This window comes from Ralstonia sp. NFACC01 (assembly GCF_900115545.1).
GTDB classification, from domain to species: Bacteria; Pseudomonadota; Gammaproteobacteria; order Burkholderiales; family Burkholderiaceae; genus Ralstonia; species Ralstonia mojiangensis.
This window is the reverse complement of the sequence record NZ_FOWV01000003.1, coordinates 217,458-232,984: the sequence shown is the minus strand read 5'-3', so window position 1 is coordinate 232,984 and position 15,527 is coordinate 217,458. Positions and strand designations below refer to the sequence as shown.

At 63.3% G+C, this 15,527-nt stretch carries 14 protein-coding genes; all 14 read left to right on the top strand.

The features are described from left to right. The first annotated feature begins 8 nt into the window (after positions 1-8). The 14 genes from BM136_RS09050 (at position 9) to ftsB (ending at position 15,525) form a co-directional block, all read left to right on the top strand. Positions 9-1,259, top strand: coding sequence for a lipoprotein-releasing ABC transporter permease subunit (locus BM136_RS09050; protein ID WP_092971542.1), 1,251 nt, complete (start codon positions 9-11; stop codon positions 1,257-1,259). Next, the gene (gene lolD, locus BM136_RS09045) at positions 1,252-1,980 is read left to right on the top strand and encodes a lipoprotein-releasing ABC transporter ATP-binding protein LolD (RefSeq protein ID WP_092971541.1); all 729 of its coding nucleotides are present in this window, start codon (positions 1,252-1,254) and stop codon (positions 1,978-1,980) included. Before BM136_RS09050 ends, lolD begins: the two co-directional genes overlap by 8 nt. A gap of 84 nt (positions 1,981-2,064) precedes the next feature. Then, complete coding sequence (locus BM136_RS09040) at positions 2,065-2,877, top strand: TatD family hydrolase (protein WP_092971540.1); 813 nt, start codon at positions 2,065-2,067, stop codon at positions 2,875-2,877. 9 nt (positions 2,878-2,886) lie between these two features. Beyond that, positions 2,887-5,409 carry a DNA internalization-related competence protein ComEC/Rec2 gene (locus BM136_RS09035; RefSeq protein ID WP_092971539.1) on the top strand — a complete coding sequence of 841 codons (2,523 nt, stop codon included), beginning with the start codon at positions 2,887-2,889 and terminating at the stop codon, positions 5,407-5,409. Positions 5,410-5,512: 103 nt separating this feature from the next. Then, complete coding sequence (locus tag BM136_RS09030) at positions 5,513-6,997, top strand: circularly permuted type 2 ATP-grasp protein (protein ID WP_092971538.1); 1,485 nt, start codon at positions 5,513-5,515, stop codon at positions 6,995-6,997. Between the two features lie 65 nt (positions 6,998-7,062). Beyond that, positions 7,063-8,013: an alpha-E domain-containing protein gene (locus BM136_RS09025; RefSeq protein WP_092971878.1), complete on the top strand. Its 951-nt coding sequence runs from the start codon at positions 7,063-7,065 to the stop codon at positions 8,011-8,013. 57 nt (positions 8,014-8,070) lie between these two features. Further along, positions 8,071-8,916 carry a transglutaminase family protein gene (locus BM136_RS09020; RefSeq protein ID WP_092971537.1) on the top strand — a complete coding sequence of 282 codons (846 nt, stop codon included), beginning with the start codon at positions 8,071-8,073 and terminating at the stop codon, positions 8,914-8,916. A gap of 83 nt (positions 8,917-8,999) precedes the next feature. Next, positions 9,000-9,902 carry a proteasome-type protease gene (locus tag BM136_RS09015; protein ID WP_092971536.1) on the top strand — a complete coding sequence of 301 codons (903 nt, stop codon included), beginning with the start codon at positions 9,000-9,002 and terminating at the stop codon, positions 9,900-9,902. Positions 9,903-9,920: 18 nt separating this feature from the next. Next, positions 9,921-10,742 carry an alpha/beta fold hydrolase gene (locus tag BM136_RS09010; RefSeq protein ID WP_092971535.1) on the top strand — a complete coding sequence of 274 codons (822 nt, stop codon included), beginning with the start codon at positions 9,921-9,923 and terminating at the stop codon, positions 10,740-10,742. Positions 10,743-10,833: 91 nt separating this feature from the next. Next, positions 10,834-12,498: a CTP synthase gene (locus tag BM136_RS09005; RefSeq protein WP_092971534.1), complete on the top strand. Its 1,665-nt coding sequence runs from the start codon at positions 10,834-10,836 to the stop codon at positions 12,496-12,498. Positions 12,499-12,521: 23 nt separating this feature from the next. Further along, on the top strand, positions 12,522-13,376 hold the full coding sequence (gene kdsA, locus BM136_RS09000) for a 3-deoxy-8-phosphooctulonate synthase (RefSeq protein WP_092971533.1): 855 nt from the start codon (positions 12,522-12,524) through the stop codon (positions 13,374-13,376). Between the two features lie 93 nt (positions 13,377-13,469). Continuing rightward, positions 13,470-13,760, top strand: coding sequence for a DUF1330 domain-containing protein (locus tag BM136_RS08995; protein ID WP_065857508.1), 291 nt, complete (start codon positions 13,470-13,472; stop codon positions 13,758-13,760). A gap of 54 nt (positions 13,761-13,814) precedes the next feature. Further along, the gene (eno, locus tag BM136_RS08990; protein ID WP_092971532.1) at positions 13,815-15,098 is read left to right on the top strand and encodes a phosphopyruvate hydratase; all 1,284 of its coding nucleotides are present in this window, start codon (positions 13,815-13,817) and stop codon (positions 15,096-15,098) included. A gap of 91 nt (positions 15,099-15,189) precedes the next feature. Then, positions 15,190-15,525 (top strand): cell division protein FtsB, encoded by a 336-nt coding sequence (gene ftsB, locus BM136_RS08985; RefSeq protein ID WP_027677705.1) that lies wholly within the window; start codon positions 15,190-15,192, stop codon positions 15,523-15,525. Positions 15,526-15,527 lie beyond the last annotated feature (2 nt).

The window sequence follows — 15,527 nt, the reverse complement described above, 5'->3', positions numbered from 1 at the left end:
AACCCCCTTTGAAACTTCCATACGAATGGCAGATCGGCTGGCGGTATACACGCGCAAGCAAGCGCGCCAGCCGCAACAGCTTCATCTCTTTCATTTCGCTCATCTCCATGCTCGGCATTGCGCTGGGGGTGGCAGCGCTGATCATCGTGCTTTCGGTCATGAACGGCTTCCAGAAGGAAGTGCGGGACCGCATGCTGTCGGTGCTGGCGCATATCGAAGTGATGGCGCCGAACAGTCTGCCGGACTGGCAGCGTACCGCCAATGAGGCGATGCAGAACAAGGAAGTCATCGGCGCGGCGCCATACGTGGGCGCGCAGGCCATGATCACGCGGGACGAGGCGGTGCGCGGCGTGCTGCTGCGCGGGGTGTCGCCGGCGGACGAGCCGAAGGTGTCGGACATTGCCAAGGATTTCAAATCTGGCACGATCGACGATCTGAAACCCGGCGAATTCGGCATCGCCCTGGGTAGCCAACTGGCCAACGGCCTGGGCGTGCACCAGGGGGACAAGGTCACGCTGGTGGCACCACAGGGCACCATCACCCCGGCGGGCGTGTTGCCGCGTCTGAAGCAGTTCACTGTGACGGGCATCTTCGAATCGGGTCACTACGAGTTCGACAGCTCGCTGGCGCTGGTCAATATGGAAGACGCCGAGCGCCTGTTCCGCCTGGACGGCCCGACCGGCGTGCGCCTGAAGCTGGTGGACATGGACCGCGCCCCGCAGGTGGCCGAAGCCCTGTCACGCACGCTGACCGGCGAGCTGTACATCCGCGACTGGTCGCGCCAGAACCGCAACTGGTTTGCCGCTGTGAAGACCGAGAAAAAGATGATGTTCATCATCCTCACGCTGATCATCGCCGTGGCGGCGTTCAACCTAGTGTCCACGCTGGTGATGACGGTGACGGACAAGCAGGCCGACATTGCCATCCTGCGCACGATGGGCGCGCAGCCGAGTTCAATCATGAAGATTTTTATTGTGCAGGGCGTGGCGATCGGGTTTATCGGCACGTTGCTCGGCGTCGGCTTCGGCACGCTCATCGCATACAACATCGACGTGATCGTGCCTTTCATCGAGCGTCTCTTCCACGTGCAATTCCTGCCGCGTGACATTTACTTCATCAGCGAACTGCCCTCGGACCCCCGCGTGAACGACATTGCGACCATTGGCATCATTTCCTTCATCCTTGCGTCAGTGGCGACGCTGTATCCAAGCTGGCACGCCTCGCGCGTGAATCCGGCGGAGGCGCTGCGCTATGAGTGAGGCCGTCATGACTTCCATGGAAGCGCCGGCCGCCGCGCCGCAGGGCGTGGTGGTGCAGGCCGAAGGACTCTCCAAGTCGTTTCATCAGGGCGGTTTGAATGTCGACGTGCTCAAGGGCGTGGACATCCGCATCGGCGTGGGCGAGAAGGTCGCCATTGTCGGCGCTTCGGGCTCGGGCAAGAGCACGTTGCTGCATGTGCTGGGCGGGCTGGATGAGCCGACGTCGGGGCGCGTCTCGCTGCTCGGCAAGCCTTTCACCGCAATGAAAGAGCGCGAGCGCAATACGCTGCGCAACCAGGCGCTGGGCTTCGTCTATCAGTTCCACCATCTGCTGCCGGAATTCACCGCACTGGACAACGTCGCGATGCCGCTGCGCATTCGTGGCGTGGAAGAGGCGCAAGCGCGCCACACCGCGCAAGCGATGCTCGAACGCGTGGGGCTGGGCCCGCGCACGGCGCACCGTCCGGGCGAGCTATCCGGCGGCGAGCGCCAACGCGTGGCGATTGCGCGCGCGCTGGTCGGGTCTCCGGCTTGCGTGCTGGCTGATGAGCCTACAGGCAATCTCGACGACCACACCGCCGGTGAAGTGTTTGACCTGATGCTGGAACTTACACGCACGCTGGGCACCAGCTTCGTCATCGTCACACACGATATCGAACTGGCAGGCCGCTGCGACCGCATTTTCCGCCTGCGGGAAGGCCATTTGCACCAAGAGCGTTGAGCCGGGCGGCACAATCGGAAAAGACGGATTCCTGAATGCCGCGCTTTCCGGTACGTTGCCGCCTTTTCCAACGCAGAACGGACTATGTGGATCGACACCCATTGCCACCTCGATGCCAGCGACTTTGATGCCGACCGCGATGCGGTCGTCGCGCAGGCGCATGCGGCGGGCGTCAACCACATCGTCGTGCCGGCGGTTGCCCGCTGGAATCTCGATACGGTGCGGGCGTTGGCACATCGGCATGCCGGCTGCAGCTATGCGCTGGGTATTCATCCGATCTACGCGGCGCAGGCCAGTGACGATGACTTGCTCGAACTGCGCCGCCAGATCGCCGCGTCAATGGACGATCCGCGCTTTGTGGCCGTTGGCGAGATCGGCCTCGATTTCTTCATTCCCGACTACGACGTTGCGCGGCAGACCGCCGTGTTCCGCGCGCAACTACGCATCGCTCGTGAATTTGACTTGCCCGTGCTGATGCACGTGCGCAAGTCTCAGGACCAAGTGCACAGCGCTGCCGCCAAGGCGGGGGTGCGCGGCATTGCGCATGCGTTCAACGGCAGCCCGGAACAGGCGCGTCGCTTTGTCGATTCCGGTTTCAAGCTGGGGTTTGGCGGCGTCTTTACCTTCTCGCGCGCCAATCGCGTGCGTCGACTGGCGCAGGACATGCCGATCGAGTCGATCGTGCTGGAAACCGACGCGCCCGACCTGGCCCCCGCTTGGCTGGCCGACGATCAGTTTGGCGAGCAGGGCCGAGTGCGCAATGCACCCACGGAGGTCGCGCGTATCGCCGACGCGATGGCGCAATTGCGTGGCATCCCCATCGAGGCGCTTGCTGCCCAGGCCCGCCGCAACAGCATCGAAGCCATTCCTCGCCTGGCAGCGCTGTTGCCAGTCTGACGGCCGCGCGTGCGTCTGTGGTTGATCGGCTTTGTTGCCGGCTGCATGGCATTGCAGATGCAGGCGGCGCTGGCGCCGGTGTGGCAGCCGCTGGGCGTGTTGCTGCTCTGTCTGCTGCTGGTAGCTTTTCTGCGGCGTCGGCCGATGCTGTTTCCCGGGTTGCTGGTCGCCAGCACCATCGCGGCGGGGTTTGGCTGGAGCGATTGGCGCGCACAGCAGCGCATGGCCGTGGCCCTCAGCCCCGCGTGGGAAGGCAAGGACATCATCGCGACCGGCGTGGTGGCCGAGCTGCCGCAGAACGGCGACGACGCCACGCGTTTTCTCTTCCACATTGAATCCAGCAATGCGGGTGATGCCGTGCCACCGCGCGTGCGCCTGTCCTGGTATGGCGCACGAACCTGGGACAACGTAAGCGAGGAGGGCGCAAAGCCCGACCGACGTGCCGGCATCCCTGATCTGCAACCCGGCCAGCGCTGGCAACTGACGCTGCGCGTCAAGCGCCCGCACAGCCTGACCAACCCCGGCGGTTTCGATGGCGAATACGCGATGCTGGCCGACAACATCCGCGCCATCGGCTATGTGCGCACGGGCAAACGCGCCCAGAACATCGCGCTGGAAGAGGCCGGCACCGGTTTCGGCGTTGACGTAGAGCGCTGGCGTGCCAGCGTGCGGCGCCACATCCTCGATGCCTTGCCCGATGCGCGCTACGCGGCCGTCATGGTGGCGCTCGTGGTGGGCGACCAAAGCGGCATCGCCCGCGACGACTGGGACCTGTTCCGCCGCACAGGCATCAGCCACCTCGCCAGCATTTCGGGCTTGCACATCACGATGATCGCCGGGCTGTTTGCTGCGTTGTGGATGGCGTTGTGGCGCCGGTCGTTTGGGCTGGCGCGCTGGCTGCGCACGCCGTTGCCGTTGCGCATGCCTACCCCGCGCGCAGGCGCCATCGCGGCCATGCTGGCTGCGCTTGGCTACTGCCTGCTTGCTGGGATGGGCGTGCCCGCGCAACGCACGCTGCTGATGCTGTCCACTGTCGCCATCGCCAGGCTGACCGATCGCAATGTGCCGGCCAGCCTGTCGCTTTGCTGGGCGGCCGCCGTGGTAGCGGTGGTGGACCCGTGGGCGGTTATGTCGGCCGGGTTCTGGTTGTCATTCGGCGCGGTGGCGATCATATTCATCGCCGCGCAGATGGCTCTCGACGGGCGGCGCGATGACAAAATAAGCGGCTGGATCGAACGCGCCCAGCGTGCATTGGCGGGCGGTACGCGGATCCAGCTTGCGGTCACATTCGGCCTGTTGCCATTGACCTTGCTGTTGTTCCAGCAGACCTCGGTGGTCTCCGCGGTGGCCAACGGGCTGGCGATTCCCACCGTGAGTTTCGTGACGACACCGCTGGCGCTGATCGGGGCGGCCCTTCCAGATCCGCTTGCGCAGCTGGTGCTGGTGTTAGCCGACGCGAGCTTCCGCTGGCTGGCCACTTGGCTTGAGTGGCTGGCACAGCCGCGGTGGGCGGTGTGGATTGCGCCGGTCGCGCCCGTGTGGGCGTTGGTGCTGTCGATGGTTGGCGTGGCGTTATTGCTGCTGCCCGGCGGCATGCGTGCATGGGCATGGCGCGCTCAAGGCGCCTTGCTCCTCTTGCCGCTGGTGCTGGCGCGCGAGCCAGCACCAGGGCCGGGTGAATTTCGGCTTGTCGCGTTCGATATCGGCCAAGGTGCAGCGGCATTGGTCGAAACAGCCAGCCATCGCCTTCTATTCGACACCGGCCCGCGGTACGGTGACCATGCGGATGCTGCCGCCCGCGTCATCACTCCCTACCTGCGCGGCCATGGCGCCGAATCACTCGACACGCTCGTCGTCAGCCACGAAGACAGCGACCACGCCGGTGGCACCGAAACGGTGATCGACGCGGTGCCAGTGCGCACCATGTTGGCGTCTTTGCCCCAGGGGCATGCCCTGCGCAGCGTGGCCAATGAAAACGGCATCCGTTTCACCGATTGTTTGGCTGGGCAAGCATGGGCGTGGGACGGCGTCGTCTTTGAAGTGCTGCACCCGCTGCGCCTGCCCGCAAAAAGCGAGCGCGTGTCCAGCAACGCCCGCAGCTGTGTACTGCGCATCGCCAATGGCCGCCACGCTGCGCTGCTGACCGGCGATATCGAAGCCGCCCAGGAAAGCGCCCTCATCGCTGCCGAAACGCCGCAGCGACTGATGGCAGACATCTTGCTTGTGCCGCATCACGGCAGCAAGACAAGCTCCAGCGGCGCGTTTTTGGACGCAGTTTCTCCGCAGGTGGCGGTTTTCCAGGTCGGCTACCGCAATCGGTACGGACATCCGCATCCGCAGGTCTGGCAGCGCTACGTGGCGCGCGACATCGACGGTTTGCGCACGGACAAGACCGGTGCCGTCGTCATCGAGACCGACGGCAATGTGCTGGACGTCCAGACCGCGCGCACCATGCGCCTGCGGTACTGGTCTTCCTCGCAGGAAGTGGAACCCCTGGCAACGGCCACCGGCGCCTTCGACGCTCAGCCGTAAACTTGGTGGCATAACGGGTTGGCCCCATTGTGGGGGTCAAAACCGCTGTGCTATAAAAACCACGTGCCGCGTACACCGCGCGGCGCCGTCAGGGGAGAAAAGCATGGCAGTCCGGTTCTACGATGAAATGCTCAGCTGGCATGATGGGGACCGCAACCCCCATGCCGCCGAACCGGCCCCGGCAGCACTCGTCCAACAGGGTGAGGTACGCGGCCACTACGGACGTTTCGCTGAATGGCTGGGCGCGCAGTCCGCCACAACGCTGCAGAACAAGCGCGCCGAGGCAGATCTGATCTTCCGCCGTGTCGGTATCACTTTTGCCGTGTACGGCGACAAGGACGAGTCGAATAGCGGCACCGAGCGTACGATTCCGTTCGATATCATTCCGCGCATCTTCCCGGCCAGCGAGTGGGCGACGCTCGAGCGCGGCCTGCGGCAACGCGTTGATGCGCTCAACCGCTTCCTGCACGACATCTATCACGAGCAGAACATTCTGCGTGCTGGTGTCATTCCGCCCGATCAGATCTACAACAACGCCCAATACCGCCCCGACATGCTCGGCGTGGACGTGCCGCGCGATATCTACGCCCACGTGGCCGGCATCGACATCGTGCGTGCTGGGGAGGGCGAGTTCTACGTGTTGGAAGACAATCTGCGCGTGCCCTCGGGGGTCTCGTACATGCTGGAAAACCGCAAGATGATGATGCGGCTGTTTCCGGAGTTGTTCGCACGCAATCGTGTGGCGCCGGTCGCGCATTACCCCGACATGCTGCTCGACATGCTGCGCAGCGTGTCGCCGCAGAACATTGCCGACCCGACGGTGGTGGTGCTTACGCCGGGCATGTACAACTCGGCGTATTTCGAGCACGCGTTCCTTGCGCAGCAGATGGGCGTTGAGCTGGTGGAGGGGCACGACCTTTTCGTGCAGGACGATCATCTCTACATGCGCACGACGCAGGGCCCCCAGCGCATCGACGTCATCTATCGCCGGGTGGACGACGACTTCCTCGATCCGCTGGTGTTCCGGCCGGATTCTTCCCTGGGTGCGGCAGGGCTGCTGTCGGTCTATCGCGCGGGCAACGTCACCATTTGCAATGCGATCGGCACCGGCGTGGCAGACGACAAGTCGATCTATCCGTACGTGCCGGACATGATCCGCTTCTACCTCGGCGAGGAGCCGATCCTCAATAACGTGCCGACGTACATGTGCCGTCGACCGGACGACCTGCAATACGTGCTCGACCACATGGGAGAGCTGGTGGTCAAGGAAACGCACGGTGCGGGCGGCTACGGCATGCTGGTCGGCCCGGCCGCGACGCAGGAAGAGATTGCTGCTTTCCGTGAGGTGGTGAAGGCCCGTCCGGAGCAATACATTGCCCAGCCCACGCTGGCGTTGTCGACTTGCCCAACGTATGTGGAAGCCGGCATCGCGCCGCGCCATATTGATCTGCGGCCGTTCGTGCTGTCCGGAAAGGATGTGCGCATGGTGCCCGGTGGCCTCACGCGTGTGGCGTTGCGGGCGGGCTCGCTGGTGGTCAACTCGTCGCAGGGAGGCGGGACGAAGGATACGTGGGTGCTGGAGCGCTGAACGCTCGCGCATTGTCGCAACTGGCAGTCGATCAATCGCATATCGAATACGTAGAAGGGAACGCCATGCTCAGCCGCACCGCAGACCACCTTTTCTGGATGGCGCGCTATACCGAACGCGCCGAGAACACCGCCCGCATGCTCGACGTGAACTACCAGACCTCGCTGATGCCGCAATCGGCCGAAGTGGCGGAGCAGGGCTGGTGGGCAATGCTCGATATTTCCGAACTCACCCGGGTTTTTGCCGACCGCTACGGCCTGCTTTCGCGCGACGACGTGATTGACTTCATGGTGCGCGACATGACCAACGCGTCGTCGATCATGAGCTGCCTGCGCGGCGCGCGCGAAAACGCCCGAGCCGTGCGCGGCTCCCTCACAACGGAGGTGTGGGAAACCATCAACACCACGTGGCTGGATGTGCAGCGCCTGATTGCCGAAGGCATGTTGCGCGACGATCCATCGCAATTCTTTGAATGGGTGAAGTTCCGCTCGCATCTGTCACGCGGCGTGCAGGTCGGCACCATGCTGACGGACGACGCGTTCCATTTCATGCGCCTGGGCACCTTTCTGGAACGTGCCGACAACACTGCACGGCTGCTTGACGTGAAGTTTCAGTCCACGCCCACGCGCGATGAAACCGCGGCGGAGCAGGGCGACTTCTACCATTGGGCCGCCACGCTGCGTTCGGTGTCAGGCTTCGAGGTCTATCGCAAGATCTATCGCAATGTCATCACGCCGACGCGTGTGGCGGAGTTGCTGATTCTGCGCAGCGATATGCCGCGCTCGCTGCTGGCCAGCATGGACGAAGTGGTTGAGATTCTTTCGACTGTGCGCAACAGTCAATCGGCAGAGACCGAGCGTCGCGCTGGTAAACTGCACGCCGATCTGCGGTACGCCCGCATCGAAGATATTTTTGCGGTCGGCCTGCATGCTTGGCTGACCAACTTCCTGGAGCGGATCGGCGACCTGGGCAACGGCATCAGCCAGGATTTCCTGGTGCCGCTCGAGGTGGCCTGACGTGCAGGACAATGTGCATACATCGGGGCGCCACTTTCGGGTAGCGCCCGTGTCATCGTGAAATACCAAATTCGACACACGACGGTCTACCGTTATGCCGAGCCGCTGCGCCACAGCGTGCATGAGCTGCGGCTGACACCTCGCAGCGGCGAGCTGCAGCAGGTGGACAGCTGGCAGATCCACGCGCCCGGCAACCTCACGCGCGCCACCGACGGTTTCGGCAACGTCGTCCATCACTTCACCCTTGGCAGCCGTACGGATGACGTCATCATCGACGCGCGTGGCATTGTTGAGGTGTTTCCTGCGGGCGCCCCCGGCAGCCAACGGTTTGTCGATGCGCCGGGGCAAGGGCGCTATCGCGTTTCGCCGCTGTACTTTCTGAGTGCCACACCGCTGACTTCCGCGCCGCCGGAAATGATCAACTTTGCGCGAGAGCACAGGCTGGTGCAAGGCGACGCGGAATCTGCAGTGCGCCTTGCGCAAGCCATCGCTACGCGCGTGAGCTACAAACCGAACACCACCCACGTCGGCACCACCGCTGCGGAGGCGTTCGGCCTGGGCACGGGCGTATGCCAGGACCAGGCGCAGGTGATGGTTGCTTGCTGCCGGGCGCTGGGCGTGCCGGCACGCTATGTCAGCGGCTATTTCCACGCCGTGGGCGAAGAGGACCTCGCCAGCCACGCGTGGGCCGACGTTTGCCTCGATGCCGAATCGCACACGTGGTGCAGCATCGACGTCACCCACCAGTGCTTTACCGATGCTCGCCACATCCGATTGGCGGTCGGGCGCGATTACCAGTCTGCGGCGCCGGTGCGCGGCGTGCGGCAGGGCGGGGGCGCGGAGTCGCTGGATGTCAGCATTTCCATTGAGCCGTTGCCCGCCGAGGCTACCCGAGTGAATTGAGCACCTCTTCCAAGCGCGCGGATGGGTTGCGATCGGCGCGCTAGAATGCCTTCAAACCACCGTTTCCGTTTGTTGCTTCGCCCATGACTTATTGCGTCGCCATGCGCCTGGACGCAGGCCTTGTGTTCCTGTCCGACTCCCGCACGAATGCGGGAGTGGACGCCATTTCCACGTTCCGCAAAATGACCGTCTTCGAGCGCGAAGGCGATCGCGTCATGGTGCTGCTGACGGCCGGCAATCTGGCGATCAGTCAGGCGGTGCGCCAAGTGCTGACCGAAGCGCGCGGCAAGCCGCGCTCTCTGTGGACGGCACGGGACATGTTCGAGGCCGCCACGATTGTTGGCGAGGCCGTGCGCGACGTTTACGACCGCGACGCGGCAGCGCTGGCCAAGGCCAAAATCGACTTCAACGTCAGCATCGTCTTCGGCGGGCAGATCGGCGCAGAGCGGCCGCGCCTGTTCAACGTCTATGCGGCAGGCAACTTCATTGAAGCCACGCCCGAGAATTGCTATTTCCAGATCGGCGAAGCCAAGTACGGCAAGCCGATCATCGACCGCGTGGTCAGCCCGGGGCTGCCGCTGGACGAAGCTGCAAAATGCGCGCTGATTTCGATGGATTCAACGCTGAAATCGAATATTTCCGTGGGCTTGCCGCTGGATCTGCTGGTCTATGAGGCCGACTCCCTGCGTGTGACGCGCTTTGTCGCCATCGACGAAGAGAACCCATATTTCGCGATGATTCGGGGCACATGGGGCAAGCGTCTGCGCCAGGTGTTTGCAGAAATCGACGATCCGGATTGGGAAACCGGCACTTCGCCGTTATACCCGCTGCGCCGCGAAGGCCATCCTTCCGCGGAGGTCGGACCCGTGCGCATTGCGCCGCCCGCCGCCGACGCGCCAGCCGTGCCGGAACGCGCGCCCGGTCCTGCGTTGGAGCAGGTTTCCACGATCCAGCGCGTGGCCGGCGGATCGCAGAAGTCGCACTGAGCGGCACAGGGACCTGCGATGCGCGATGTGATGCTTTTTTCGCATGCCAACGGCTTTCCCGTGGGAACGTATCGCAAGATGCTGGGCGTGCTGAGTGACGAATTCGACATCCGCGCCGTGGAGCGTTTTGGGCATGATCCGCATTTTCCGGTGACCCGTTCCTGGCCCGGTCTTGTGAAGGAGTTGCTCGCCGAAATCGACGCGCAGCCCGAGCCGGTCTGGCTGGTGGGTCATTCGCTGGGCGGCTTCTTGAGTTTGATGGCGGCGCTGCGCCGGCCCGAGCGCGTGCGTGGCGTCGTGATGCTCGATTCGCCGATCATCGCGGGATGGCGCGCCAAGCTGCTGCGCGTAGCGCAATGGCTGGACATCGACGAGAGCCAATCGCCTGCCGCAGCGACGAAGAACCGGCGCCATCTGTGGCCCGATCTCGACGCCGTCTGGAGCCACTTCAAGGCCAAGCGCAAGTTCGATCGTTGGGATGAAGACGTGCTGCGCGACTATGTCGAGCATGGCACCGAGCCCACGGGCCGTGACCGCGAGCGCACACTACGCTTCTCGCGCGAAATCGAATACCAAATCTATCGGACATTGCCGACCAACATGGGGCGCAAAGTCGCTGGCGGCACGGCATTCCCGGTGAGCTTTGTGGCTGGCACGCGTTCGCGCGAGATTCGCCAAGTCGGACTGGGCGCGACCCGGCGCGTCGTGGGCGGGCGGCTGCGCTGGATCGAAGGCAGTCATCTTTATCCGATGGAAAAGCCGCTCGAAACGGCCCAGTTGATCCGCGAGTTGATCAACGAAATGCGCGCCAACGCAGGCGCCATGCGGCACGCCGCATAGGCGAGGCTGCCTCGGGGCAAATTCCACTGTTCTGTCACGGATCGGAGAGGGGACCTTTGCTATAATCCGGCTTTCCCCGGCAAGCTAGGTCATGACCAAGTTCGTATTCGTTACCGGTGGCGTAGTGTCCTCACTCGGCAAGGGCATCGCCGCCGCCTCGCTCGCGGCCATTCTTGAGTCGCGCGGCCTCAAAGTCACCCTCCTCAAACTCGATCCTTACATCAACGTCGACCCGGGCACGATGAGCCCGTTCCAGCACGGCGAAGTGTTTGTGACCGAGGACGGCGCAGAAACCGACCTCGATCTTGGCCACTACGAGCGTTTTGTCTCGGCCAAGATGCGCAAGGCAAACAACTTCACCACCGGCCAGATTTACGAATCCGTGATCCGCAAGGAGCGTCGCGGCGAGTATCTCGGCAAGACGGTGCAAGTGATTCCGCATATCACCAACGAAATCCAGGCGTTCATTGAGCGCGGTGCCGCGGCCTCACACGACGGCAAGGCCGATGTGGCGATCGTGGAAATCGGCGGTACGGTCGGCGATATCGAATCGCTGCCGTTCCTGGAAGCCGCACGTCAGATGAGCCTGCGCCTGGGTCGCAACCAGGTGGCGTTCGCACACCTGACGCTGGTGCCGTTCATTGCCAGCGCTGGTGAACTGAAGACCAAGCCGACCCAGCACTCGGTGCAGAAGCTGCGCGAAATCGGCGTGCAGCCGACCGCGCTGCTGTGCCGCGCCGACCGCCCGATTCCCGACGACGAGCGCGCAAAGATTTCGCTCTTCGCCAACATGCCGCAGGACGCGGTCATTTCGGTGTGGGATGTCGACACCATCTACAAGATCCCGCAAATGCTCAACGAGCAGGGGCTGGATCGCATCATCTGCGAAGAGCTGCGCATCGAAGCGCCGCCGGCAGACCTGTCGGTGTGGGCGCATATGGTGCACACGCTGGAAAATCCGCAGCACGAGATCACCATCGGCATGGTCGGCAAGTATGTCGACCTGACCGAGTCGTACAAGTCGCTGATCGAGGCGTTGCGCCACGCTGGCCTGCATACCTCGACGCGCGTCAATATCGAGTACATCGATTCCGAAGAGCTGGAGTCGGGCCATACGCAGGTGCTGGACACGCTGGACGCGGTTCTGGTGCCGGGTGGTTTCGGCAAGCGCGGTACGGAAGGCAAGATCCGCGCAATTCAGTACGCCCGTGAAAAGGGCGTGCCGTACCTGGGCATCTGCCTGGGGATGCAGTTGGCCGTGATCGAATTCGCCCGCCATCTGGCCGGCATGAAAGACGCCAACAGCACCGAATTCAACGACGAGACCGAACACCCGGTGGTCGCGCTCATCACCGAGTGGCTGGATCGCGATGGCCGCGTGGAAAAGCGCTCGGCCGACTCCGACCTGGGCGGCACCATGCGTCTGGGCTCGCAGCGCGTGCCGGTGCAATCCGGTACCAAGGCAGCGGCAATCTATGGCGCGGAAGTCAACGAGCGCCATCGTCACCGCTACGAGGTGAACAATCACTACGTGCCTCAGCTGGAAAAGGCCGGGATGATCATCTCCGCGCGCACGCCGTCGGAAAACCTGCCGGAAATGATGGAGCTGCCGGCGTCGATGCACCCGTGGTTCGTCGGCGTGCAGTTCCACCCGGAATTCACCTCGACGCCGCGTGACGGCCATCCGCTGTTCAAGGCCTACGTGGAAGCCGCGCTGGCGCATCACAACCAGACCGCGCAACGCGCTGTCGCCTAACGCGCTGGCGCACGGGAAATACGATGAAACTCTGCGATTTCGAAGTCGGCCTCGACAAACCGTTCTTCCTGATTGCCGGCACCTGCGTGATCGAATCCGAGCAGATGGCGATCGATACCGCCGGCACGCTCAAGGAGATCACGGGCGAGCTGGGCATTCCGTTCATCTACAAGTCGTCGTTCGACAAGGCGAATCGCTCGTCGGACGCCTCGTTCCGCGGTCTGGGCATGGAAGAGGGGCTGCGCATTCTGGCGGAAGTTCGTCGCCAGGTGGGCGTGCCGGTACTGACCGACATCCACGAGATCGACGAGATCAAGCCCGTGGCGGAAGTCGTGGACGTCTTGCAGACGCCGGCGTTCCTGTGCCGTCAGACCGATTTCATCCGCGCCTGCGCACAGAGCGGCAAGCCCGTTAACATCAAGAAGGGCCAGTTCCTCGCGCCGCACGACATGAAGAATGTCATCGACAAGGCGCGTCACGCTGCCCGCGATGCCGGTCTGCCGGAAGACAACTTCATGGCCTGCGAGCGCGGTGCCTCGTTCGGTTACAACAATCTCGTGTCGGACATGCGCTCGCTGGCGATCATGCGCGAGACGGGCGCGCCGGTTGTGTTCGACGCCACGCATTCGGTGCAATTGCCGGGCGGCCAGGGCACCAGCTCAGGCGGCCAGCGCGAGTTCGTGCCGGTGCTGGCACGTGCAGCCATTGCCACCGGCGTGTCGGGCGTCTTCATGGAAACGCACCCTGATCCCGCATGCGCAAAATCAGACGGCCCGAATGCTGTGCCGCTGCGCCGCATGAAAGACTTGCTGTCAGTACTGAAAGAACTGGATGCGCTCACCAAGCGCAGCGGTTTCCTGGAAAATCAGTTCGACTGATTTTTTCCCGACGACCGGCGGCTCCACCAGCCGCCGATGTCGTTTTCGGTTCGGCTCAGTTCAGTTTTTGTTTCCGCATCCGGAGAGAGACACATGGCCGCTGGCTACATCCTCGCGTACGTGGACGTGACAGACCCCGTGCAGTACGAGCAATACAAGACACTGTCCACCAAAGCCATGCAAGCGCACGGCGCAGAGCCGCTGGTGCGCGGCGGCAAGACCGAGCAGCTGGAGGGCGAGTGGAACCCTACCCGCATCGTCGTGCTCAAGTTCCCGAGCTATGACGCCGCCAAGGCGTTCTACGACAGCGAGGAATACCTGGCTGCGCGCAATGCGCGCGCCAAGGCTGCCAACATGAACATGATCGTGGTCGAAGGCGTTTAAGCCGCCTGTCGACCTCGTAGCGTTACCTGCTTTAAGACACCAAGAGGGATTTTCATGAGTGCCATCGTAGATATCATCGGTCGCGAAGTGCTGGACTCGCGCGGCAACCCCACCGTCGAATGCGACGTGCTGCTGGAATCGGGCGTGATGGGCCGTGCGGCGGTGCCGTCGGGCGCCTCCACCGGCTCGCGCGAAGCTATCGAGCTGCGTGACGGCGATAAGTCGCGCTACCTGGGCAAGGGCGTGCTCAAGGCCGTCGAGCACATCAACACCGAAATCTCCGAGGCCATCATGGGCCTGGACGCGTCGGAACAGGCTTTTCTGGACCGCACGCTGATTGATCTGGACGGTACCGAGAACAAGAGTCGCCTGGGCGCGAACGCTATGCTGGCTGTGTCGATGGCTGTTGCCAAAGCCGCCGCCGAAGAAGCTGGCCTGCCGCTGTATCGCTACTTCGGCGGTTCGGGCGCGATGCAGATGCCGGTGCCGATGATGAACATCGTCAACGGTGGCGCGCATGCCAACAACAGCCTGGACATCCAGGAATTCATGGTGATGCCGGTGGGCCAGTCGAGCTTCCGTGAAGCCCTGCGCTGCGGCGCAGAGATCTTCCATGCGCTGAAGAAGATCCTGGCTGACAAGGGCATGAGCACGGCCGTGGGCGACGAAGGCGGCTTCGCACCGAACTTCGCCAGCAACGAAGAGTGCCTGAACACCATCCTGTCGGCCATCGAGCAAGCTGGCTACAAGGCCGGTGAAGACGTGCTGCTGGCGCTGGACTGCGCCGCGTCCGAGTTCTACAAGGACGGCAAATACCACCTTGAAGGCGAAGGCCTGCAGCTGTCGTCGGAAGACTTCGCCAACTATCTGGCGAACCTGGCTGACAAGTTCCCGATCGTGTCGATCGAAGACGGCATGCATGAGAGCGACTGGGCCGGTTGGAAGATCTTGACCGAAAAGCTCGGCAAGAAAGTCCAACTGGTGGGCGACGACCTGTTCGTCACCAACACCAAGATCCTGAAGGAAGGCATCGAGAAGGGCATCGCCAACTCAATCCTCATCAAGATCAACCAGATCGGCACGCTGACCGAGACGTTTGCCGCCATCGAGATGGCCAAGCGCGCCGGCTACACCGCCGTGATCTCGCACCGCTCGGGCGAAACCGAAGACAGCACGATTGCCGACATCGCTGTTGGCACGAACGCCGGCCAGATCAAGACGGGCTCGCTGTCGCGTTCGGACCGCATGGCCAAGTACAACCAGCTGCTGCGCATCGAAGAAGACCTCGGTGATATCGCCAGCTATCCGGGCAAGTCGGCGTTCTATAACCTGCGATAATCCCTCGCAGTTTTGCTCCGCATGACTGTGCGACCGCCGCTCTGGCGGTCGCATGGTATTTGGAGCCCGAGCACCGCCAACGCTTGTCCCTATGCGCCTGATTACGCTGTTCTTGCTGCTGTTGCTGCTTGCCATCCAGTACCCGCTTTGGCTGGGCAAAGGTGGCTGGCTGCGCGTGTGGGACATGCAGAAGCAGGTGACGGCCCAGAATCAGCGCAACGCTGAACTGAAGCTGCGCAACACCAAGCTTGAAGGCGAAGTGAAGGACCTGAAGGAAGGCACGGGCGCCATTGAAGAGCGCGCGCGCTACGAGCTTGGGATGGTCAAGGACGACGAAGGCTTCGTGCAGTTTGTCGCACCGGCCCCGAGAACCAGCGAAACCCCGCCGCCACCGCCTCCTCCGGCGGGCCAGCAGGCGCATCACTGACG